This window comes from Kocuria sp. CPCC 205263 (assembly GCF_040981075.1).
In the GTDB taxonomy this organism is placed as follows: domain Bacteria; phylum Actinomycetota; class Actinomycetes; order Actinomycetales; family Micrococcaceae; genus Kocuria; species Kocuria rosea.
This window is the reverse complement of record NZ_JAVKPV010000010.1, coordinates 89,332-111,915: the sequence shown is the minus strand read 5'-3', so window position 1 is coordinate 111,915 and position 22,584 is coordinate 89,332. Positions and strand designations below refer to the sequence as shown.

The window sequence follows — 22,584 nt, the reverse complement described above, 5'->3', positions numbered from 1 at the left end:
GGGTGAGGGCCTACTTTCTCGGCTCGAAGCGCAGCACAACAGTCATGACCGGCTTCAGCCCTTCGGCGGGTGCGGGTCATTGCCGTAGGAGTTCTTCTCTCCGATGCGACCGTCCTTGTTCTTGATGACGTGCTCAGCACCCCGGTCCACGGCCATCTGCCGCCCGGTTCGCTGGGCCTCCGCCTTCGTGGCCGACACATTGCTCGCGCGGCTGTTCCCCTCGACCTTGTTCTTCCACACGCCGTCCTCGGTGTACGTCGTAACGCTGGGCTTACGAGCCATGCCATTCCCCTTTCGAGTATCAGTAACGGAGTGCTGTCCCTATGTAATCGAATCTACCCAAGAGGTCCGACGGCCTAACTAGCTCTGTGATGCCACCACCGATTGAACGTCGGCGCAGGGGTTGCTTCCGTCGCCCTCCTTTTCCTGCGAAGGGCGGGGGTGCGGGTGCTCCCAGGCGGCACGTGCGAAGCAGGAGGGGCCCAGAACAGCGCAGCAGATCAAACAGAATACTCCGCTGGACAGCAGCCAGCTGAACCAGGGTGGCCCTTCCGTTACTCCTCGGGTGCTGAAGCCCTGGGCGAAGCCGATGAACACGCTCAGGCACCACAGGCCAACCCCGAGCGAGAGCAGCACGGCCACGCCTTGCCATCCGATCTCGTGGACCGTTTGTCGGCCGGTAAAACCGTCCACGCTTTTTGCGACCAGGGGCTGCCCGTCGAGATATGCCTGGGCAATCCGGCGCCGCTCATGGATCGAATTGGACCAGCGCATGATGCCGTAGAAGACAAGCACCAGCATCCCGAGCCCTGCGGCGGTGACACCGCGATTCTCTGCGGTGAGTGCTTCCCGGATCGGCGCGTCGGTCGGAATGGCCCCGAGGTAGGACGCCGTTGTTGCGGCCCAGCCGAGGCTGAGGAAGATGACCAAGGCCGCGAGTAAGAGCTGTCGGCCGGGGACGGCGTGTAGCGCCAACAGTTTCGCGGTGGTCTCACGCTGGAGGCTTTGAGCTACCGATCGGTCGAAGGTGGGCGAGTGGGACTCTGCTTCCTCCCGCCAGTAAGCGGCCTGGCGCCGTAGTCGCGCGCCCAGAGCGAGCTGGCTCAAGGCCATGGGGATGCCTGCGACCGAGGCGGCAGCAGCAAGCAACGGTGCGATGAGATCAATCAAAGGATTCACGAATGCAATTATGTCTCTGTTTCAGAAACCTCTGCCCAACCGACGCGTGAGATACGACTTACTTAGCGGCGGCGTAATAAGCATTCTGAATGTCTCGTGGAATCCGCCCGCGGTCGGAGACGTCGTGCCCGTTGGCTTGAGCCCACTTTCGGATTTTGGGTGTGTCCGGGTTCCATCGGATCGCCGAACGATGGGGGCCTGTCTTGGTTGACCTGCTGGGGATTGGACGACTTCCTGCAATGAACGGGCGTAACGCTTGCCGCAGTTTTTTGGCGTTGGCTGCTGAGAGGTCGATCTCATAGTCGCGCCCGTCCAAAGCGAAGGTGAGGGTCTCGTCGGCGGGGCTGCCGTCGATGTCGTCCTTGAGTTGGAGTACGACGTTTTGGGCCATGGGTGGTGGTTCCTTCCGGTCCCTGGGCAAAGGGCTAGGTCTAAGACTGGCAGAGGTTGTTGACACTCAGACTTTCCGATCCTAGTGGCCCGTCTGGTGCGGGTTTGACCAGGTCGGCAAGGTATAGATAGACCATGGTTGCCGCTCAGGAAACGTCCCTTCAGCGCATTCTCGAAGGCGAGAAGCAGTACATGGTTCCGCTCTACCAGCGGCCCTACCAGTGGAGCAGGAAGCAGTGGTCGGTGCTGTGGCAGGACATCGCTCAACTGGCCGAGGACCGAAAGGAACAGCTAGGGAGCACGCATTTCATCGGGTCTCTCGTGCTCGCTCCGTATCCGGGCAACGTGGCCGGGGGTGTGACGAAGCACTTGGTCGTCGATGGTCAGCAGCGGTTGACCACACTGACGATTCTGTTGGCTGCCATCCATGACCACATCCTGTTGATGGATCCCGACGACCGACGTGGGGCGAACCGGATCATGCACCAGTTCCTAGTCAACCAGTACGCCGACGATCCGCACCGCATCAAGCTGGTTCCCACTCAGGCCGACCGACAGTCCTACATCGACGTCATCGACGGAGTGCCCGGCGCCGATGGGGAGGACGCTGTCGGGGAAGCCTATCGTTTCTTCCGCGCTGCGTTACTGAACGAGGACGTCGACATTCCCGCGGTGGAGAACGCCGTGACGAGTGGCTTGTCGCTCGTCTCGATCAGCACGTCGGAGTCCGACAATGTGCACCGCATCTTCGAGTCCCTCAACAACACGGGTCTGAAGCTGTCGCAGGGTGACCTGCTGCGCAACCACATCTTCATGCGGCTCCCCACTCTGGGTGAGGAGGTCTATCGATCCACGTGGAAACCTCTCCAGGACTTATTGACTCGTGAGGAAATGGACGCCCTGTTCTGGTTGGACATCGTGCAGCGCAATCCGAAGATCACCATCGGTGACACCTACCAGGAGCAGAGGAAGCGCTTCGAACAGTTCGCCTCTGAGGAGGAGATCGCGAGGGAGGTGACTCGTCTGCTCGGGTTGGCGCGTCTGTACCGGTTGATCAGCCACCCTGACGAGGAAAAGTCCGCAGCGGTCAGAGCTCGTCTCCAGCGGCTCATGGACTGGGGCTCGGCCACCGCCGCGCCGCTACTGTTGCACCTACTGACGAAACGCGCCGAGGGCCATTTCGACGACGAAACCTTGACCGAAGCCCTAATGGTGATTGAATCCATGCTGGTCCGTCGGGTCCTGATCGGGCGCCCCTCGGCGGGTTTGAACCGGTTGTTCGCTCAGGCAGTGGCCGAGATCCCCGGCGGCGCCGATGTGGTTGACGAGGTGCGGGACTACTTCTCCCGGGGCCAGCGTTACTTCGCCTCCGACAAGGAGATCGCTCGAGCCGTACACGACATGCCGTTCTACCGGCAGGGCCGTGCCAATCAGCGCAAGCTCATCCTCCTCTGGCTCGAGGAGCTCTACGGGAGCCGTGAACCGGTGGATCCTGCGAAGCTAACCATCGAACATGTGCTCCCCCAGACCCTGTCGGGCGGGTGGCGGCAGGTGCTGGAGGCCACAGGCGATGTTGCAGCTGTCGATGAGATTCACCAGAGCCTTGTGCACACTCTCGGCAATCTGACACTCAGTGGTTACAACTCCAACATGAGTAATCGGCTGTTCGAGGATAAGCGAGCCGAGCTGGGCCGGAGCGGACTGCGCATGAACCAGTTCATCTCCGCGAAGCAGGAGTGGGGTCCGGAGCAGATCCACGCGCGTGCCGATGAAATGGCGGAAATGATCTGTGAGGCGTGGCCTGGCCCAAACCCCGGTGTTCGGGACGAGGGGCCGGATGATCTGTGGTCGCGGCTCGACCGGATGTTGGCTGAAGTTCCGGCAGGACGGTGGACCACGTACGGGGATCTCGCGAAGGCATTGGGAACCGCAGCCCAGCCCATCGGCAATAGATTGCGCGACTTCCCGGTCCCTCACTCTCATCGCGTGCTGACCTCGGACGCTCGCCCCGCAGCCAACTTCAAGTGGTCCACCGGTGGGCAGACGGACGAGCCGGCTGAATTGCTCCAACAAGAAGGCGTCGTTTTCGACACTTTGGGACGCGCCAGCGTCGACCAACGATTATTCCCCGCAGACCTGGTCTTGCTCGTGTCGGAACCCGAGGATGAAAAATTCCCGGACACAAGACCCAAGTATGCGTCCTGATTAATGATTTTTGCATCGAGTCAATTTAACGTGAAGCAGTCCTGGCTGCGGTTCTCGTAAGTCGAAGTGAAGTCCGTTTCCAAAACGCACCGACCAAAAAACCTACTGAAAATCCACTGCCGAGGCTCAGAACAGGCAGCTCGCGTCACTTTCGTAAAAGAGATGGAACGCTCAAATGCCTAAGGGTAGCAATCTGCTAGGTCAAATACTAATCAAGCGCCCCGCGGAGACGAAGGCCGGACTTTTCCTGACCGTTCGGCAACCGTGACTTCAACTACTGTATAGCAGAAAACAGAAACACTAAGCACGATTTGGTATTTGCATAACGACATCCCAAATCAATTTGGGAGAATTGAGGGTAGGTTATTGTGAGTAGGTTTGATGTTGTAATAAATAATGCAGCTGATTCCATGATTAATTCCGTCGACATGTTCAGAATAATGTTGCCGTCGGATCGCGGTTCAAAACATGCGGGGGAAGAGGGGCGGTATGTTGAGCATATATTTGCAGAATTTTTGCGAGCTAACCTTCCCTCTGCCGTAGAAGTGGGCACAGGGTTCGTGCTCGACATAGATAGGAATTTGCATAGCTATCAGGTGGACATACTAGTGTATGACCGTTTGGGGTATGCGCCATATATAAAGTATGGGGACGCCGTAATTGTACCTAAAGAAGCCGTAATTGCAGCTATCTCAATTAAGAAGGTACTGCGAATCAAGGAAGTTGCGCATGAATCAAAAAGCTTGGGGCACATTGGCGAAATTTGTGGAGGATTCAGTCTGCCACGGCCATACTTGGCTCTGGTTGGTATCGACAGTGAGCGCAGGGCGGGCACCAATAAATCAATGGAAAGTTTTATTCAAAGAGTATTCGGGGCAATTCAGCGTGGTTACCCGGATCGAGCTCAGGGCTATTGTTCTAATGAACTTATAGACGCAGTAGTTGTTCTAGAAGAATTTTTGATCAAGAAAACTAGTAAAAAAGAGAACTCCCCCAAGGTGAGAAAAAGCGTGGATTATAGATGGTTTGGGGGTAGTGGTATAAAGCGCAGCACTCGGGCCATGGCGGTACTCCATGGGATAGAAAAGGTTTTAGCAGAGCGTGATGCTGTGAGATCTGAAAGGCCAACTTTTGGACTCACTCCAAGATCAGGGTCCAAGCTTCTGGGTTCCATTCCTATAAAATTTGAGGATCGAAAATATATCAACATGGAGCGCGTGCAAAAGAAAGCGCTGAAAAAGGAAATTGCCCACCTTTTGTTCCTATTGAAAAGCAAAAGACTACTTGAAAGCGCATAGCAAATTAAACACCAATTAATAGGGACATGTCGAGATGACGGAAGACATGTGCGGCCGGCTCGCCGCATTCGACCAGGCGAATAGCGCTTTGTGCAGAAACGCCGTACTGGCCGGGACGAGACCGCCGAGGCTGTGCAGTTGATGGCCGAGGCCAGTTGGGAAGACCGGGACCGCCAGCAGGACGCAGACGAAAAGAACCAGCACCCCGAGGCGCTGGCCGAAGAGGCTGACCACAAGTACGACTCGGCCGAGCGTCCCCAAGAGTTCGCGGCCAGCTTTGAAAATCTATCCGACGGCGAGGCCGTGCAGGCACGCTTTAGGGTCGCCTAGGATCAGGCCAGCCTGCCCACCGCCGCCGTCTTCAAAGCCCAGGGCGTGACCCGAAGGCCCGCCAGACCCACGGCGCCAGCGGCCAGACGAAGGCCTCGCAGAAGGGCATGGGCCGGTAGGGATGGGCCCGAAATTTCGCGGGTAATGTTAGTCCAGAGTTGGCTTTGTGCTTACAACGCCTTCCGGTTGGTTCCTCAGCCGATCATCGCCGGAAGCTTCGGCTTGCAGAAATTGGAGTGTATGTGTCGTCATCACGAGATGACCGGTCCGCTGACTTGGTCGACAAGTCGTCCGGCGACCCCGTCGCGACGGGTTCTGTTGCTTTTAATTTGCTGCGTAGGGGGCACTAGTTACGGTGACAGAGACGATTGTCGAGGAGCTGGTCGTGAAGTCGCGCCATCGTGTCAAGAGCTACGGTGAGGTTTTCACTCCGAGTCACATGGTCAACCGGATGCTTGACTTGGTCCGCGAGGAGTTGGAGACCGGCCGCGACTTCGTCGACAAGACCTTCCTTGAGCCTGCAGCGGGCGACGGTAACTTCCTCGTAGCGATCCTCCGTCGCAAGCTCCACGCGATCGAGGAGCGGTACCCCGTAGAGGAGTGGCCGGAGGAGTCACTGTTCGCCCTGGCCTCGATCTATGGCATCGAGTTGCTGGAGGATAACCACCAGGACGCGAAGGCGATCATGATCGCCGAGTTTCTGGGGTTCCACCAGGCCCACGGCATTCCCTGCGGTCCAGAAACGGACCTGCGCCGGGCGGCGGTGTTTCTCATCGACACGAACATCGTTCGCGGCAACACCCTGACCGGTCTGACCCCTAAGGGGCAGTACATTCAGTTTTCGTGGTGGAACCGGATCGAGGGAGCGGCGGGCATGGTGCAGCGTGAGCCGTTCACGCTCGTCTCGTTGCGCGATAACGGTGCCCTCGATTTCACCATCTACGACAACTATCAGATGTGCCGGATCGACAAGGTCCACGAGGAAGTGAGGGCCGATGCCTAGTCCGAAGATCAGCACGTTCCGCGAAATCACTCCGCTGGTCTATTCGTGGACGACGCCGGATATTCCCAAGTACGTCGGCTGGGAGAAAATCGGGTACACGGAGCAGGGGAGCGCCATGGTCCGTGTTGCACAGCAGGCATCCCAGTTGTCGGTGGAGAAGAAGCTGCTGTGGTCGCGCCGAGCCTTGTTCACCTCTGAAGCCGGTGGGCGCTTCACGGACAAGGACTTCCATGGCTATCTTCAGCAGCAAGGCGTCAAGCGCGAGACTGAGCCCAAGCGCACCGAGTGGCACCACTTCGACCCTGCGCCGAAGGGGTCGGTGGACTACTTCAACGACTTTGCTGGCCAGGACTTCCCCGATATCCCGATCAGCGGCCACGAGGATGATTACATCTTGCGCCCTGAGCAGCAGGCGGCCGTTGACCAGGCCGTGGTTGCCTTTATGTCCGGCAAGGAGGAGGTGCTTTGGAACGCCAAGCCACGCTTCGGTAAGACGCTGACGACGTATGACCTCATGCGGACACTTGACGTCGTCAGGGTGCTGGTTGTCACTAACCGTCCCGCGATTGCGAACTCCTGGTTCGACGATTTCACCCGCTTCATCGGCCACCAGACGACGTTCCGCTTCGTCTCAGAGTCGCCCTCGCTGGCCGGCCGCGTACCCATGACTCGAAAGCAGTGGCGGACCTTCTCCCGGAACCACATGGAGGATGACCCGCGCATCGTGGAGTTCGTTTCCCTGCAGGACCTCAAAGGGTCGCAGTACTTCGGCGGCTCGTACGACAAGCTCAAGCACGTTGCCGGGTTTAAGTGGGACTTGCTGGTAATTGATGAGGCCCATGAGGGCATTGACACCACCAAGACCGACGTTGCGTTCGACCAGATCAAGCGCAAATGGACCCTGCACCTGTCGGGCACGCCGTTCAAGGCGCTGGCGTCAGGCAAGTTCGACCAGGACCAGATCTTCAACTGGACCTACGAGGATGAGCAGACCGCCCGTCAGAACTGGACCAATGACGGCCAGGAGAACCCGTACGCGGCGTTACCGAAGCTCAACCTGCTGACCTACCAGATCTCGAGGATGATCACGGATCGTCTGGCCGAGGGTGTCGCCATCGATGAGGACGAGGCGAACATCGACTACACCTTCGACCTCAATGAGTTCTTCGCGACGAAAGACAACGGCTTCTTTGAGCATGAGCCTGAGGTCATTAAGTTCCTCGACTGCCTCGCGGCCAATGAGAAGTACCCGTTCTCCACCCCCGAGCTGCGCGATGAGATTCGCCACTCCTTCTGGTTGCTCAACCGCGTCGCCTCGGCTAAAGCTTTGGAGAAGATTCTCAAAAAGCACGACGTCTTCAAGGAATACACCATCATTCTGGCAGCCGGCGACGGACGCTCTAACGAGTCGGACCCGGTCGCAGCAGGCAAGTCCCTCGACAAGGTACGCACGGCCATCACCGAGGCGGAGAAGTCGGACGGCAAGACCATCACGTTGTCTGTCGGGCAGCTAACCACAGGTGTCACAGTGCCGGAGTGGACCGCGGTCATCATGTTGTCGAACCTGTCCTCCCCGGCCCAGTACATGCAGGCGGCGTTCCGGGCACAGAACCCCTGCACGTTCGAGCGCGGCGGGCAGGTCTTCCAGAAGCAGAACGCATACATCTTCGACTTCGCGCCCGAGCGTACGCTGACGATCTTCGATGCCTTTGCCAACAACCTGCACCCGAACCCCTCGGGCGACCAGGGGGTGCGGCGGGACAACATCGGCCGGCTGCTGAACTTCTTCCCGGTGCTGGGTGAAGACGCTGAGGGTCGGATGATCGAGCTTGACGCCTCCCAGGTCCTAACGTTCCCGAAGGTATTCAAGGCCCGCGAGGTCGTGCGCCGCGGCTTCTTGTCGAACCTGCTGTTTGTGAACGTCGCCGGCATCTTCCGGTACTCCGAGCACATCAAGGAAATCCTGGACAAGCTGCCTACCGCGAAGCAGGGCAAGGTCAAGACCGGGGAACCTATCGAGATTCCGCAGCCGCCGCCCGTCACTGACCCCGACGGCAGCGTCCAGGTCGACGTGGAGACCGTTATCAACCCCAAGGTCTCCGAGCTCGGCCAACCCATCTACAGCATCGAGGACATCCCTACCCCCGAGCCCGACGCCCCGGCGTCCACGAGAGCGACAGCGATCGCCAAGGCAGTGACCGAGCAGACCCGCTCCAAGCGCGAAGAGTTAACGAAGGTCTACGGGCTCACCGACACCCAGGTCCAGCGTGACATCAAGCGCACCGAGCAGGCCGTGAAGGATCAAATCGAGCGCGCGTACACCGAGCGCAACATCGCAAGCAAGCACCTCGAGGACGAGCTGAAGAACGCGGCCACAGATGCTGAGGCCCAGGCTGTTGAGGCCAAGAAGGCCGAGCAAGACGAGACGTTCAAGGCAAACGTCATGGCCATCGTCGACAAGACGATGAAGGAAATCGTCCCCGAAGTGGTCACCCTCGAAGAAACCAAAAAGGTGCAGAAGCGCGCAGACCAGACGATGGACGACGCTCGGTCCCACCTGCGGGGCTTCGCCCGTACGATACCCATGTTCCTCATGGCATACGGAGATCGCAGACTCCGACTCTCGAACTTCGACGACTACACGCCCGACGACGTGTTCGAGGAGATCACGGGCATCAGCGAGGCCGAGTTCCGTCTGCTGCGCGACGGCCAGGAGGTCACCGAGGAAAACGGCACCGTCACAAGGATCCCGGGCCTTTTCGACGAGACGGTCTTTGACCAGGCCGTCCAGGAATTCCTGGACAAGAAAGAATCGCTGGCCGATTACTTCGACGACTCACAGACCGAGAACATATTCGCCTATATCCCGCAGCAAAAGACGTCGCTGGTCTTCACTCCGCAGCCGATTGTAAAGATGATGGTTGACACACTCGAGGCGGAGAATTTGGGCATTTTCAGCGACCCGGACAAGACGTTCGCGGATCTTTTTTCCACAGCAGGCCTGTTCCTGATGGAGCTCGTACGCCGCCTCGACACCGGCCTGGCCGAACTATTCCCCGCCCAGAATGAGCGCCTCCAGCACATCCTGACCGCACAGATATTCGAAATGAGCCACAACGAGATCCTGCACCGCATCACCATCGAGGCCGTCTCCGGAGGCCTTGATGAACGGAAGAAGTGGATCAAGGACTCCGGTCACTTCAGGGTCGGCGATCTCGCTCGAATGACCCCGGAAGATCGGCAAAAAATGGTCGACGAGATGCTGATGGAAGGTAACTGAGATGAACAAAAAATTCGATGTCGTCATCGGTAATCCGCCATACCAGGAGGAGGCCGGTGGTACTGCGACTCACGGCAGGCCCATCTACCACCTCTTCATGGACGCGGCCTACGAGGTCGGAGAGAAAGCCGTGCTCATCACCCCGGCGCGTTTTCTGTTCAACGCTGGATACACCCCGAAAGCGTGGAACGAGAAAATGCTTGCCGACCCCCACCTGACCGTTCCGCACTACGTGCCCAACAGCGACGAGCTTTTCCCCGGCACGGACATCAAGGGCGGCATCGCCGTCACCTACCGCGACGAGGACTTCGAAGGCGAGCCGGTCGGCACCTTCACGAAGTACCCGGAACTCAACACGATCCTCCATAAGGTTGTCGAGTCGCACGAGGAGTCTATCGCCCTCAAAATCACGAGTTCCCGCTCATATCGGTATACAGCCGAGATGCACAATGATCACCCGCAGGCGTCATCCACAATGTCGAGTGGTGAAAAGTTCAAAATCAACACCAGAACCTTCCAGCAACTCTCCTACCTTTATCACTCCGAAGCCCCTGGGGGAAACGAGGGGTATGTTCGCGTGTACGGGCTTGCCGGGCGTGGTCGGGCCTACCGCTGGATTCGTAGCGAGTACCTCACTGGCCCGAAGAGCTTCGGAGCACACAAGGTCGTGCTCCCGGCCGCGAACGGTTCCGGAGAATTGGGGGAGGTGCTGTCGACTCCGATTGTCGTGGGGCCACAGGTGGCGGTCACTCAGACCTTTATTACGATTGGATGCTTCGACGACCAAGCCACTGCTGAGGCTTGCCTTAAGTACATCAAGTCGAAGTTCGCCCGCGCACTTCTCGGCGTTCTCAAGATCACCCAGCACAACCCTGCGAAGGTCTGGAAGTATGTGCCGCTGCAGGACTTCACATCGGGCTCGGACATCGACTGGAGCAAACCGATCCCTCAGATTGATCAGCAGTTGTTTGCCAAGTACGGGCTCGACGTGGACGAGATCGCCTTTATCGAGGCCCAGGTCAGACCGATGGAATGACCGTTGGAAAGGCGTGCCAGAGGTTGATGCGCCCTACCTGGCTCTCCTGGCCCCGCCGAGCGTCCACAAGATATCTAAGCGTAATGATGAGCCCAAACCGCTGGCTGGCACCAAGGCGCTCTCCTAACGATAACTGCAGCCATACCAAACGAATGGCAATGTTCCACTTTCTTGAGCCGGAAATCCAACATAGAAGACGTCCCCTAATCACTGAGGACGCGGGCAGTCCAGTAATTGCCCTGGGATGGTTTTTGCCCTGGCTGGCCCACCAATAGTGACTGGTCATGCATTGATCCTCGCATTGGCGGCGCACCGGCCTCAAAGCCGCCTGTAGACTATCAACTCCGAGATTCAACGGAAGTCGGAACTGTCCGACTCCTGGCTTGATGACGTTATCCACCGCATTGATGACCTACAGGTCAAACTAAACACACAGCGACCTCCCTTTACTCTCGTTTGAGGCTATCACGGACCTGATTGGCTGCGCGGTCTGAAATACAACAGGTGACTGTGCCGGCGGATGTCTTTCGTCAGAGATCGGCCATAATGATAATCAATAATTCCAGCACAGAGCTGGGCGCAGGCGCCTTCGCAGTAGCGCCGCATCACTCACCCGGACTACACCGGGGCTGGAGGAACACATGAAGGCGATCGAGACGATGTAATAGGCGCACCGGGAAGCCTTAGGACTATCATTGCCAATTCACGGATGGCAGAGTAAGCAAGACCGTAAGGTCCCTAGGCTCAATATTCTTTCGGTCAGCAATAATCTTTACAGCGCGTTGTTTCCGCCATGTATTTACGGACATCACCAATCGTTACCGCTCGTCAGGCGCATGAACTTGCAGGCGAATATGGGAAAAAATATTAAGTCTTCCTAGGATTTTGTTATGCTAGAAAAAATCAACTGGCATAAAAACTAATTGCAAGAAGACCCCCAAATGTTTAAAGGAAAAATCAATAGAAGTTAGTTATCAAAGGTGAAGGGAAAATTGTGCCGAAGTCAAGATTATTTTTCTCAGACTACTTCGATATTGATGAGCGCTTTCTTGAAAACTATGGAGCACTGAACATTTGTATCGTTTCGGACTTACCTCTATTTATCGATCCTTTCTTGCTGTTTAACAGCAAAAAACCCGAATATAAAGCTCTTCATGAACAAATTGTGGACTACCTGATATATTTGCGTGACAATTCTAGTCCTAACTTGGACGTGGGTACAATTACAAACCTATATAGCTTTAAGGAAGTAACTCAAAATTGGCTTGGATTTACTATGTTGGGGAATCGCGGAAGTGCGCTTGGAGAAGAGTTTGCTCATTCCCTAAACAATTCTCTTCAAGAAATTTTAAGTAACTTCGGCCAGGAAAGCTATACAAGCTCCTCTCACGTAGAAAAACTAGCACTTATTAGTCCGGGTGTCGGTCGAGACAATATTAGCGATTTTACTGTAAATTTAATAAAGAGATACCTTCTCCAGTACACAGAAACGTTCGCTCGGCGGTACGTCGCCGATGAGCAACGCGATACGTTTGCAGTCAAACGTTCATACTTCAATTATGCAACGCATTCTTGGGTAACCGAAAACTACATGTTACCGCGTCTGGGGGATGATTACGTACTGCTCACACCAAAAGACATCCTTACAAGGGATGAAACTTGGATTAACCATCGCGACATGCTGGCTAAGTATCAGCAGCTACCCGCCGCAATTGGGGACAATGAACTGCGAGCCCAAATTAATCGGTACTTCGGAGAGCGACTAGGGGTTAGGCCGAACCAAAAAGAACGGAGAAAGGCAGCCGCTGAAACTATCAAGCAGTTCAAGGAACTTGTTGATGTCTACATCGGGCAGCAGGAGGAAAGGGGTCCTGCGGCACAGGAAGTGTCCAATGAAAAAGTCAGTTTAGCTTGTTCATTGTTCATTGATTCAGTTCGTGAGTTAATAGATGAACTCAGTGTAAAGACGAAAGTTTATGAAAAGCCGTGGACTAGCTACGACGAAGCCCGTCAGCGGGTTTTCATGTTCAAGCAATATGTTGAAAATCAAGACGGATATCAGGTATTAAATCGCGGGGGCAAAATAGGATTATCTAATGAAGAGAAAGACAATCATCCATCCAATGAAAAGGAGGTTCAGCTCTACTTCGGTCTTGTTTGGTGTAATAGCGATTTCGATGTCAATAGGGAGGTCAATAACGGGCGGGGGCCAGTAGACTTTAAGGCTAGTTATGGTGCCCATGACAAGTCGTTAATTGAATTTAAACTGGCACGAAGTTCAAGTCTTAAGCGGAACTTGGAAAAGCAATTATCAGTTTACGAGGCAGCTAATCAAACCCGTAAATCACTTACTGTGATAGTTGTATTTACTGAAAATGACCAAGTTAAGCTAAATAGAGTGCTGGGTGAGCTTCAGCTTACAAATGAAGAATCGATCATTGTAATTGATGCGCGGAGGGACAATAAGATCTCGGGATCAAAGGCTTAGCAAGCACCTCAGGGTCGCATTGTCCTCGCATGGCATATTTGGCGTTCGAGGTCGGTTGCAGTCGCAGGCCACAATAAATCTATTGTTAATCCAAATCGGAATTATTTCCCTTTTTGAGTCATTGGATTTTTTGGCATCTGCATGTGAAAGAGCAATTTTGTAGTGATTTTTCCACGCCATAACATAGTCCTTACATCGGAACTCTGACCTAACGTATATATTTTCACCTCGAGTGGCTCTATTAGATCTGTTCGCGCTTGAATGACGATTTCAGAACCTTATGATGTCCTGGTGATTTGGCTCTTCATACTTCAGCGTGGTTACTGGTTGGTCAGGTAGGGGTGGTTCTCGCCGACGGGGGTCGTGCTGCGCGGCTCAACTCGCTTTCGTCGAACACATGCGTGCCGCTCTTGTAAGTCTGTATCCCATTCCAATCTGGACTGAAGACCTGTACGTGCCAATGCGTGATGGCCACTCCACCTTTGGCCCTCCCGCACTGGTCCGCACGCGACACTCCCACAAGGCTTTCCCGGGTGTGGAACTGGGGGGGAGTCGTCGTGTAACCCATGGGATGCGAGACGTCTCGTCCGGAAAAGTTGCGCCCGCATGATTCCGCGGTCCGGTGTGTCTCGCATCTTTGTGCTTTATCCAGGAGCCTAGAATTCGATACTCAACGTCGGTTGCGAGACAGATGAGGTGGACATGGGGAAGATGATCGGCTACGCCCGAGTATCAACACGGCAACAGGATGCGGACCGTCAAGTGTCTGACCTGCTGGGTGCGGGCGTGCGGCGCGATGACGTCTATGTGGACAGTGGAGTGTCTGGCGGGCGTGCTTCGCGTCCACAGTTCGACAAAGCGGTAACTGCCCTCGAGGAAGGCGACACCCTGGTCATCACCACGCTGGACCGGCTGGGCCGGTCGACGCAGAACATGCTGACCTTCGCTGAGGCGCTGCGGAGGAGAGGTGCCGGGTTGCGGGTACTCAACCTGGGTGGGGGAGACGTGGACACCGCCACCCCGATGGGCTCGATGGTCTTCACCGTCATGGCGGCGCTGGCTCAGATGGAGCTGGAGATCAAGCGGGAGCGGATCACCGACTCGGTAGCCAAACGCCGTGCCGCCGGCAAGGACCTCGGCGGGCGGCGGCAGACCTTCACCGACTCCCAGATCCGCAACGCCCTGCGACTGATCGACGGTGGGGAGCCGGCCACCCAGGTCGCCCGCGACCTCGGGATGTCGCGGGCGACTCTCTACCGGCGAATCCGAGAGCTGCCAACCGCCGTCGTCTGAGCGGGCGGCAGCCCAGTTCGGGGGAACCGTCGATTGAATCGTGACCGTGAGGGATTCAGGGCTCGAGCGCTGCGGATTGGCTGAGCCCTAGAGTTCCGCTGGAGTCGCCGGCCAATGGTCAGCGGCAGGTGCGCCCGTGTTGGCCGGGGCGGCTTCGGCGCCCTCGGACCCAGGCACCCACCCCCACACCGGCCAGTGCCCAGAAGGCACCGGCGCCCACTCCGGCGAGCACGATCCAAAACGGTACGCGCAACTGGTCCTCCAGGGGAGGCCGGGACGCGGTGCCCGTGGTGTTCTCCGTCATGGCGGCAGGATGGCACAGGCGACGGTGGCTACGGGAGCGTCACTAAGGTCTGTGTCGGTCCGCGAAGCGGCCTACAGGGCCCTTCGGATTTGAGGGGTCGGCGACGGTATGGGCGGCTCGGGCTGGTTCCGAAGTGATTGCTGAAGGCTCTGCTGAAGTGGGCAGGATCAGCGGGTGCACGAGCAGCTCGGTTCTTTTGGCTTTACATATGGCCGGTTAGCGGCAGACTGTGGGGCGGTGGAGGCTCCTCCATCGGCTGATACTGCTTCTGGTGACAGAGTCCTGCTCGCGCTCATCCACGACGGCTGCGCTTGCGCTTAGATCAATTCGGCATGGGGGCCCTCATGGACGGCGAGGTAGATCCTGTTGCGCAGCTCGTTGGCCTCGGCGGACGTGAGTGTCCGCAGGAGCGGGCGGATGTGGATCCGGATCAGCGCGTTGCTCTGGCCGGCGTTGATGCCGAGGCGCTCACGAGCTGTGACCGGAAGCTGCGCACATCGCGTCAACGATAGGACCTCGACGGCTTCGAGGAGGTCCGCGTCCTTGCCCAGGGCTGTCCGGACCCGGTCACCGATGGTCTCGCCGTCTTCGCTGTCGTCGAGCACGACGGAGATGTCCCGACGCGTGCCGGGGAGCAGAGAGACCTGCTGCCAGGGCTGCAGGTCGAGCATCTGGGCTGCGATGCGCGGCTCCGAGGAGCGCAGATAGCGGATATCTGGAATTGACTTGCGCAGCATCAGGGCCCGTTCCAGCCCCATGCCCAGGGCCAGTCCGGACCACTTCTGCGGGTCCACGCCCGAGCCGCGCAGCACCTCGGGGTGGATGCGCCCGCATTCGGCGAGCTCGAGCCACTCGCCCTCCAGGTTCACGTCCACCTGTCGTCCGCCGAGCGTGTACGGGTGCTCGACGTCGGTGATCTGCCATTGCGCCCCGGGCAGGACCGCTTCGACGACAATGGTGATCATCTCGAGCAGGTCCTGATCGGTGGTCTGCGATGTGGAACGGATACGCCACAGGTCGACCTGATGTGGTTCCCCCACGTGCGTGCGGTCGACGACGTCGCGCCGGTAGACGAGGCCTGGGACGACGAGCAGTTCGTCGACGGCGGACCGGCCGCGGTAGTCCTGCAGGGCCCTGGGCAGCTCCGCGCTGGTGTGGGTACGCAGCACCACGGTGGGCGAGACGTAGCGGGTGTACCGCTGTGCTCTGGTGATGTCACCGGGGTCGTAGCCCAGACGGTCGTAGTTGTCATGGGTCGCCACGAGAGGTGGATGGTGCACCCGGCGGACGGAGCTACCCCATTGGTGCTGCAGCGCGGTGACAAGATCCTCCAGCAGCAGCTGCATCGAGTGCGCCCCTTGTGCCGGGTCGCTGAGATCACGCAGGCTCAGCGCGCGGGCAAGCTGGTCAGGGCTGAGGTACGAGAGTGCCGACATGGAAGTCTCCTGAGACGGTTGGGCCGATGCTGGGAATAGAAATTCCCCCGGCCGTGCCTGCGGAGACTAGGCGGCGTGACGTTGCGCGCTCACCACCCCGCGGCCACTGAACGGCCGGGGGTGCAGAAATCGCTGAACACGCTCCATGCGGTTAAGGGTAGCAACGATGACCAGCACCGGCACCTGTGCCGACTGCTGACCGCAGCCGTGAAGCGCCCGGTCCCGATGGCGGCACGGGCAGACCCGGCCACCCGTGAAAGAGCGATCAAGCGGACCATGGACCAGTTCAGTGGCCCGTCAGCAGGGGGGTGAGTGATCGTCTCCAGGAAGGAGGGGGTCCGCCAGCACCGGCCGGAACGCCCTAGCCGGCCTCGTCATGGTGGGTCCCCCCTGCGCGGCGTGCCCATTGGGGAGGAAGCCGGGCATGCCAGGATCCAGGTGGAAAGCTTGGTGCGGGCGGGTCCCCGGTGGGTCCCGAGGAGGCAGCCTGTCTCCGCGGCACGGGAACTCTAGGTGCCGGCGTGGGTACTCTCCTCCGGCTACTCCGCCGTGCCCTTGTCGAAGAGGAACCGGGCCACCGCCTGGGCCGACTCGGTGAGATCGCCCTGTCCCGTGTCCGTGAGCACTCCGCCGAGCCAGAGGTCTGCGAAACCGTGCACGAGGGACCAGGCGGCCAGGGCGGCGACCTTCGGATCCGGTCCCACCACTTCGGGTGGCAACGTCGCAATCCCTGCGGAGAGCGCCTCGGCGGCGGCGGCGCGCGCCTGGACGACGTCGGCGCGGGAGGCCTCGTAGAGGTCCGGGCGGAACATCACCTGGGTGTGCGCCCGGTGCTCCACGGCGAAGTGCACGTAGGCGACACCGACCTCAAGGAAGCTGCCGGTGCGTTCAAGCACCTCGGTGAGGTGATTCGCGAGCATCTGGAACCCCTCCGCCGCCAGGGTCGTCAGGAGCCCGGCCTTGTTGCCGAAGTGATAGGCGGGGGCCGCGTGGGAGACCCCCGCCCGGCGCGCCAGGTCCCGCAGGCTCACCTGGGAGGGCCCCACCTCGAGCACGGCCTGGACAGCGGCATCGAGCACCGCGCGGTGGAGGTCGCCGTGGTGATAGGTGCGGGGGGTCATTCCTGCACCCTACCCCATATCTAGGCATTGACAAGATCCCGCCGGAGGCGCAGTCTTGTCAGTGACAAGATAGAACGCCAAGGAGGGCGCCATGTCAGTCTTGCTCGTCTTCCTCGCCGCCACCCTGGCAACGCTCGGCGTCGCCGCACTCCTTGGGCGCCGCCGCCTCCGGGAGTCAGCACCCCTGGCCCTGCGCGCAGGTCTGGCGGTGATGTTCCTCGTCACCGGGGTCTCGCACTTCGTGGGTCTGCGCGAGGATCTCGTCGCGATGGTGCCGCCCGTGCTGCCCCACCCTGAGCTGCTCGTCACGGTCACCGGGGTGCTGGAGCTCGCCGGCGCACTCGGGCTGCTGCTGCCTCGGACGGCCGCATGGGCAGCCGGTGGGCTGGCGCTGCTGATGGTGGCGATGTTTCCTGCGAACGTCTACGCCGCGTCCGCCGGTCTGACGCTGTCCGGGGAGCCGGCCACCGCCTTGCTGCCGCGTGCTGCCATGCAGCTGCTCTACATCACAGCCGCCGTCGTCGTGGTGATCACGCACTGGCGCCGCGCGGTGCTCGGCGACGCGCTGGGAAGGCTCACCACCGCCCTGCCCCGGGCGCACGGGCCCGCCGCAGCGATGCACGAGGAGGCTCCCACCGCCGGCATCGTGCTGATCTCCCGGCTCCGGCTGCGCTCGGCCAGGCACGTGCCGGGCTTTCTGCTCGCTTCGCTCCGGCTGCGGCGGGCCCTGCGACAAGCACCCGGGGCCCTCTGGCTCGATCTCGCCGCCCAGCCGCTGACCGCCACCTTCTGGACCTGGTCGGGGTGGACGGACGAGGACGCGATGCGCCGCTACACCGGCTCCGCACTCCATGCCCACGTCATGCGGACCTACCGGCCGCACCTGCAGGAGTCGACCTTCCGCACGCTCCCCGCCGCCCAAGCACCCACAACGTGGCCGGAGGTCAGAGGAATGCTCGACGCCACGACCGCCGAGCGGTAGCCCGCGACAGTGGTCGCAGCGGGGGCCCCTGCCGGAATCACTCCGGCAGGGGCCCCCGATGAGTCCATGAACCGCGGTGCCGCAGAATGAGTGGCCCGTGGGCGACTCACTCGGTGGGACCGCCCCTGAACTTTCCTTTGGGATGGCAAGGTAGCCAGACATCCTGTGCTTTACATATGGCCGGTTAGCGGCCAGGGAGTGGGGGAGTCCTCTTGCCTGCCGGATTTCGTTCCGCACTGGCTCCCAGGTGTTTATGCAGCTTCTCACCCCGCTGCAGCATTTGGGACGGTCGGCGCAGAACATGCTGGCCTTCGCCGGGGCACTGCGAGGTACAGGCGCCGGGCTGCGGGCGCTGAAGTTCGGTGGGGGAGACGTGGGCCCCCACACCCCGTGAACTCAATGGTCTTCACCGTCATGGCCGCCTTGGCGCCGATGGAGCTGGAGATCAAGCGGGAGCGGAGCACCGACACGGCCGCCAAGCGGAGAGCCGCCGTTAAGGACATCGGTGGTCGGCGCCAGACCTTCACCGACTCTTAGATCCGCAACGCTCTCCGGCTGGTCGAGGCAGGAGAGCCGGCTACGCAGGTCGCGCGGGACCTGGGAATGTCCCGAGCTACCCTCTACCGCTGGATTCGAAAACTGCCCATGCCGACCTTCTGGGTGAGTGCTATCGGAGTATTCAGTGGGTGGTCTTCGCGGTCGGCCGCCGAGCTGTCACCGATCCGCTCCACGCCCCGCTTCAGGAGCGGTGGCCGCCCGTGAGTCCCGAGCCCGCTGCTCCCCGTGGCATGTGTAGTGGTCCCACCAGTGGATATCGACGGGGTATATACCTGGCATCCGGGTAAGCGACTTCCGCGGGGGGCAACTCGGCACGAGAGTGGTGACTGGGATCACAGGGCGTCCGTGTCGGCCGTCCCGGAGGGCGAGGAGATCACGTGGACCGCAGCGACGCGATGGGCAGCATCGAGGCCATGGCCAAGAGGTGCCGCAACTGGGGACGTTGGGGTGAGGACGACGTGCTGGGCACCCTGAACTTTATCGATGACACCAAGCGCGTGCAGGCCGCCAGCCTGGTGTGCACCGGCCGGAGCTTCTCGCTGGCCCAGGCCTTCGACACGAATGGCCCACAGACTGGGTGGCGGCGCCGCACGAATCCGGTGCACACCATGACCGACACCGGCCTGGAGGCGGAGTTCGGCGACCAGGGCTTCCCGCACGGCTTCGGCGGGGCCGACGACGTGATTGCCATGCCCCTGCAGTGCTCTACCCAGTGGGACGGGCTGGGGCATATCTTCGACCGCGGCCGTGCCTGGAACGGCCGCCGCGCCGGGGCGGTGGTGACCTCCGACGGGGACGGGGTCACCGGCATCGAGACCGCCGCCGCCCAGCTCGTCAGCCGCGGGGTGCTGCTCGACGTGGGGCGGGCGCTGCAGGGGGAGCTGGGCCTGGAGCGCCCGGAGCTGCCGGACGGCTTCGCGATCACGCCCGGGCACCTGGAGGCCACCATCGACCACCAGGGCGCCTCATCACAGGTGGGCCGGGGCGACATCGTGCTGATCCGCACCGGCCAGTACGCCCGCACCCGCCGCGAGGGCTGGGGGCACTACGCCGGGGGTCCGGCCCCGGGGCTGTCGTTCACCACCGCCCCGTGGCTGCACGAGCGGGAGGTCGCCGCGGTGGCCACCGACACCTGGGGGTTCGAGGTGCGGCCCAACGAGTTCGACGACGCCTTCCAGCCGTTACACCAGATCGTGATTCCCAACATGGGCTTGTTCATCGGGGAGATGTGGGCCCTGGACGACCTCGCCGCCCACTGCGCGGCCGAGTCCCGCTACGAGTTCCTGCTCTCCGCTCCCCCGCTGCCGATCACCGGGGCCGTCGGGTCCCCGCTGAACCCCGTCGCCCTGACCTAGGACCCGCACACCGCGCCTTGTCCCGTCAGGCCTCAGCACATCATGCGGCGACTGCCACCGGACGACACCCATGACCACCCACCGAGGAAAGACCACCACCATGCCCGCAGTCCAGAAAATCGGCATCGTCGGCTCAGGCGCCGGCGGCCTCACCCTCGCGGCCCTGCTGGTCGACGCTGGCCTCGACGTCGAGGTGCTCGAGAAGGCCGGCGGCCCCTCGACCCTGGGCTCGGGCATCACCTTGCAGGGCAATGCCCTGCGCATTTTCCGCAACCTGGGCATCTGGCCGCAGGTGCATGAGAAGGGCTACCCCTTCGACACCCTGGGGTTGCGCGCCCCGGACCCCGAGGCCACGGTGATCGCCGTGCTCGATGACGTGAGGGTGGGCGGGGAGGACCTGCCGGCAACCCTGGGCATGCCCCGAGCAGAGCTGGCTGCGATCCTGCGCCGGCGTGCCGAGGAGGCCGGCGCGACGATCCGCTACGGGGTCACCGTTACCGGGCTCGAGCAGGACAGCGACTCCGTGACGGTCAGCACTGTCGCGGGCGAGGATCTTGCCTACGACCTGCTGGTGGGGGCGGACGGGTTGAACTCCTCGGTGCGCACGGCGATCGGCATCACTGACCGGCCGCGCCGGACCGGCATGGGCATTTGGCGGGCCTTCGTGCCGCGCCCGGCCGAGGTGACCCGCACCGATCTGTACTACGGCGGTCCCGCCTACATCGCCGGCTACTGCCCGACCGGGCCCGACACCATGTACGCCTACCTGGTCGAGGACGCCCAGGAACGCCACGGCGCCGACGGCCCAGCTGTCATGGGCGAGCTCGCCACCGGCTACGGCGGGCCGTGGCGGCAGATCCGGCAGAGTCTCGACGAGAGCGCCAACGTAAACTACACCCACTTCACCACCCACCTGGTCGAGGGCCCCTGGCACCGCGGACGTGTGGTGTTGCTAGGCGACGCCGCTCACAGCTGCCCGCCCACCATCGCCCAGGGCGCGGCCATGGCCGTGGAGGACGCCGCCGTGCTCGCCGAGGAACTGACCCGGGCCGACAGGTTTGACGACGTGGTGCTCACTCATTACTGGCAACGGCGCCTGCCCCGCGCCCGCACCGTGGTGGAGGCCTCGGTGCAGCTGGGCCAGTGGATGCTCGAGGGCAAGCAGGACGCCGACGTGCCCGGCCTCATGCACCTCGTCGCGGACACGATCAAGGCGCCGGTGTAGGTGGTGCGCGCGCACCATAGGGCATCACAGCATCTCGTCTGATCACTGAAAGGACTCCACCATGGTCAAAATCGCTCGCTGGACCCAGGACGGCGCCGTCCGCACCGGGTTCGTCCACGAGGGCCGCTGCCTGACTCTGCCCCAGGGCACCACGCCCCAGGTGCTGTTCGAAGCGGGTCTGGAGGCCACCCTGGAGCTGGCCGCCCGCACCGTAGCCGACGCCCCGGCCGACGCCCCGGCTCTGGCCGAGGTGCGCCTGCTGGCCCCGGTGACTCCGCGGACGGTGCGGGACTTCGTCACCTTCGAGGAGCACGTCGAAGGAGTCTCGGCCAGCATCGACGGCGCCGGGGGCGTCGTGGAGCAGTGGTACGAGGCGCCGACCTTTTACTTCACCAACCCGCACACCGTCCGGGCCACCGGGGAGACGATCCCGGTGCCGGCCGGGTGCCACCGCATGGACCTGGAGACCGAGGTCGCCGCGGTGCTGGGCGCGGTCGACGGGCTCACCGGCACGAACCTCGAGCCCGAGGATGCCCACCGGATGATCTTCGGGTACACGATCCTCAACGACTGGTCCGCCCGGGACGTGCAGGCCCGGGAGATGAAGGTGCGGCTGGGCCCGTGCAAGGGCAAGGACTTCGCCTCCACCCTGGGCCCGTGGATCGTCACCGCCGACGAGCTCGAGCACCGCCACGACGCCGAGGGGTTCCTGGACCTGGCCATGACCGCCTGGATCAACGACGAGCCCCTGGGCACCGACTCCCTGGCGCACATGGGCTGGCCCTTCGCCGAGTTGGTCGCCTACGCCTCTCAGGACTCCCTCGTGGCCCCCGGGGATGTGCTGGGCTCCGGGACGTCCGGAAAGGGCTGTCTGGCCGAGCTGTGGGGCCGCAACGGGGCCCTGCTCCCGCCGCCGCTTCAGGAGGGGGACCGGGTGCGCCTGGTCGTGGAAGGCATCGGGGAGATCGAGAACACCATTGGGGCTCGCCGCCGCGACGGCGTTCCAGCCGTGCCGGCCCGCCGGCGCGGCCGGGCCCGCGCCGGCGGACCGATGGAGACCACCACAACCACCACAGCGCTGTGACGGGATGTGATCAGGGC

The 22,584-nt window shown here is 61.0% G+C and carries 17 protein-coding genes and 1 pseudogene; 13 read left to right on the top strand and 5 right to left on the bottom strand.

Annotation, left to right across the window (positions count from 1 at the left end; all coding sequences use genetic code 11):
* Positions 1–54 precede the first annotated feature (54 nt).
* The 3 genes from RF647_RS15280 to RF647_RS15270 all read right to left on the bottom strand — a co-directional run bounded on the left by RF647_RS15280 (position 55) and on the right by RF647_RS15270 (position 1,570).
* Entirely contained in the window at positions 55–282 is a 228-nt protein-coding gene (locus RF647_RS15280; protein WP_368812465.1) for a DUF2188 domain-containing protein, read from the bottom strand.
* Between the two features lie 78 nt (positions 283–360).
* A complete protein-coding gene (locus tag RF647_RS15275) occupies positions 361–1,179 on the bottom strand; it encodes a hypothetical protein (protein WP_368812464.1) in 819 nt (272 codons plus the stop codon).
* Positions 1,180–1,237: 58 nt separating this feature from the next.
* The gene (locus tag RF647_RS15270; protein ID WP_368812463.1) at positions 1,238–1,570 is read right to left on the bottom strand and encodes an Lsr2 family protein; all 333 of its coding nucleotides are present in this window, start codon (positions 1,568–1,570) and stop codon (positions 1,238–1,240) included.
* Between the two features lie 134 nt (positions 1,571–1,704).
* Between RF647_RS15270 and RF647_RS15265 the strand changes: the two genes are divergently transcribed.
* From RF647_RS15265 to RF647_RS15230, 8 genes are all read left to right on the top strand, one after another.
* The gene (locus RF647_RS15265) at positions 1,705–3,774 is read left to right on the top strand and encodes a DUF262 domain-containing protein (protein WP_368812462.1); all 2,070 of its coding nucleotides are present in this window, start codon (positions 1,705–1,707) and stop codon (positions 3,772–3,774) included.
* 410 nt (positions 3,775–4,184) lie between these two features.
* Positions 4,185–5,072: a DUF6602 domain-containing protein gene (locus RF647_RS15260; protein ID WP_368812461.1), complete on the top strand. Its 888-nt coding sequence runs from the start codon at positions 4,185–4,187 to the stop codon at positions 5,070–5,072.
* A gap of 90 nt (positions 5,073–5,162) precedes the next feature.
* Positions 5,163–5,402: a hypothetical protein gene (locus RF647_RS15255; RefSeq protein ID WP_368812460.1), complete on the top strand. Its 240-nt coding sequence runs from the start codon at positions 5,163–5,165 to the stop codon at positions 5,400–5,402.
* 355 nt (positions 5,403–5,757) lie between these two features.
* A complete protein-coding gene (locus RF647_RS15250; protein ID WP_368812459.1) occupies positions 5,758–6,405 on the top strand; it encodes a hypothetical protein in 648 nt (215 codons plus the stop codon).
* Entirely contained in the window at positions 6,398–9,685 is a 3,288-nt protein-coding gene (locus tag RF647_RS15245) for a DEAD/DEAH box helicase (RefSeq protein WP_368812458.1), read from the top strand. Before RF647_RS15250 ends, RF647_RS15245 begins: the two co-directional genes overlap by 8 nt.
* A gap of 1 nt (position 9,686) precedes the next feature.
* Positions 9,687–10,721 (top strand): Eco57I restriction-modification methylase domain-containing protein, encoded by a 1,035-nt coding sequence (locus tag RF647_RS15240; protein WP_368812457.1) that lies wholly within the window; start codon positions 9,687–9,689, stop codon positions 10,719–10,721.
* A gap of 994 nt (positions 10,722–11,715) precedes the next feature.
* The gene (locus RF647_RS15235) at positions 11,716–13,209 is read left to right on the top strand and encodes a hypothetical protein (protein ID WP_368812456.1); all 1,494 of its coding nucleotides are present in this window, start codon (positions 11,716–11,718) and stop codon (positions 13,207–13,209) included.
* Between the two features lie 702 nt (positions 13,210–13,911).
* On the top strand, positions 13,912–14,502 hold the full coding sequence (locus RF647_RS15230; protein ID WP_368812455.1) for a recombinase family protein: 591 nt from the start codon (positions 13,912–13,914) through the stop codon (positions 14,500–14,502).
* Positions 14,503–15,123: 621 nt separating this feature from the next.
* On the opposite strand, the gene RF647_RS15225 is transcribed toward RF647_RS15230, so the two are convergent.
* Both RF647_RS15225 and RF647_RS15220 read right to left on the bottom strand, forming a co-directional pair.
* Positions 15,124–16,242 carry a hypothetical protein gene (locus RF647_RS15225; RefSeq protein WP_368812454.1) on the bottom strand — a complete coding sequence of 373 codons (1,119 nt, stop codon included), beginning with the start codon at positions 16,240–16,242 and terminating at the stop codon, positions 15,124–15,126.
* Positions 16,243–16,781: 539 nt separating this feature from the next.
* A complete protein-coding gene (locus RF647_RS15220) occupies positions 16,782–17,363 on the bottom strand; it encodes a TetR/AcrR family transcriptional regulator (protein ID WP_368812453.1) in 582 nt (193 codons plus the stop codon).
* 91 nt (positions 17,364–17,454) lie between these two features.
* Between RF647_RS15220 and RF647_RS15215 the strand changes: the two genes are divergently transcribed.
* From RF647_RS15215 to RF647_RS15195, 5 genes and pseudogenes are all read left to right on the top strand, one after another.
* Entirely contained in the window at positions 17,455–18,345 is an 891-nt protein-coding gene (locus RF647_RS15215; RefSeq protein WP_368812452.1) for a DoxX family protein, read from the top strand.
* Between the two features lie 259 nt (positions 18,346–18,604).
* Positions 18,605–18,990, top strand: a pseudogene (locus RF647_RS15210) (transposase); the annotation flags it as partial.
* Positions 18,991–19,298: 308 nt separating this feature from the next.
* A complete protein-coding gene (locus RF647_RS15205) occupies positions 19,299–20,258 on the top strand; it encodes a cyclase family protein (RefSeq protein WP_368812470.1) in 960 nt (319 codons plus the stop codon).
* A 100-nt stretch (positions 20,259–20,358) separates the two neighbouring features.
* Positions 20,359–21,483 (top strand): FAD-dependent monooxygenase, encoded by a 1,125-nt coding sequence (locus RF647_RS15200; RefSeq protein ID WP_368812451.1) that lies wholly within the window; start codon positions 20,359–20,361, stop codon positions 21,481–21,483.
* Positions 21,484–21,544: 61 nt separating this feature from the next.
* A complete protein-coding gene (locus RF647_RS15195) occupies positions 21,545–22,567 on the top strand; it encodes a fumarylacetoacetate hydrolase family protein (protein WP_368812450.1) in 1,023 nt (340 codons plus the stop codon).
* Positions 22,568–22,584 lie beyond the last annotated feature (17 nt).